General features: G+C 73.4%; 1 protein-coding gene. It reads right to left on the reverse strand.

The genetic code is table 11. The features are described 5' to 3' along the window. Positions 1-965, reverse strand: a 965-nt coding sequence (locus tag AB0B89_RS36555; protein ID WP_358562411.1) for an ABC transporter ATP-binding protein, incomplete at its 3' end; no start/stop codon positions are given. Positions 966-1,124 lie beyond the last annotated feature (159 nt).

Genomic DNA, 1,124 nt, shown 5'->3' on the forward strand with positions numbered 1-1,124 from the left:
GCCGCCGCCCCAGTCCCCGCTGATCTTGCCGAGGGCCGGGTACCTGGCCACCTCGCCGGTCGGGGAGACCCCCACGGCGTTGATCCCGGCTCCGCCGCGAGGCACGCCTCGGCGGCGAAATCGCACCGGGGCGCGAAGGCACACGAGGCGCCGACGGCCGACGGCCGGGGGACCGAGCCGGGAATCGTCGGCAGGGCCGGGAGCCGGTGCGTGATCGGGGGGTCGCAGGCCGCCAGCCGCGCGGTGTACGGATGCGCGGGGGCGTCCATCACGTCGGCGGTCGGTCCCTCCTCGACCAGCCGACCGGCGTACATGACCATGATCCGGTCGGCCCGGCTGCGCGCGAGCCGCAGGTCGTGTGTGATCAGAATCAGTGCCATGCCGCGGTCGCGCTGGAGTCCGGCGACGATCTCCAGCACCTCGTGCTGGGTGGTGACGTCCAGGGCCGTGGTCGGCTCGTCGGCGATCAGCAGGTCGGGATCGGCGGCGAGCCCGGCGGCGATGGCCACTCGCTGGCGCATGCCGCCGGAGAGCTGGAAGGGGTACTTGCCGGCGACCTCGGCGGACAGCCCCACCTCGGCCAGAAGCCGCGCCACGCGCCCGGCGCGGTTCCCCCGGCCGGGGATCGCCCAGCCGATCTGCTCGCCGCAGCGATGGACCGGGGACAGCGAGGTGAAGGGGTCCTGGAGCAGCAGCGCGATCCTCGACCCCCGGACCTCGCGCCACGGCGTCCCACGGGCGGCCAGGTCGAGCCGCCTGCCGCCCAGCTCCATCCGCCCGCCGGCGTGAACCCCTTCGGGTAGCAGCCCGACCAGCGCCTTCACGGTCATCGACTTGCCCGAGCCGGACTCGCCCACGATGGCGACCGTCTCGCCGGGGGCCACGGCGAGATCGAGACCGGAGACGATGACCCCCGAGCCGGAGGTGACCCGGAGATCGCGGACGGTGAGCATCGGCGCCGTCATCGGGCCACCACCTGTCGTTCGAGCCGCTCGGAGAGCCAGTCCCCGAGGAGGTTCACCGCCGTGGCGGTCAGGATGATCAGCAGCCCGGGGATCACGGCGACGGCCCGGCCTACTGCGCGTATGGTCGAATCAGGTCGGGAGAGCGCTCTAAAAAGGCGA

Origin of the sequence: Sphaerisporangium sp. NPDC049002, from assembly GCF_040649355.1 — a bacterium.
GTDB lineage: Bacteria > Actinomycetota > Actinomycetes > Streptosporangiales > Streptosporangiaceae > Sphaerisporangium.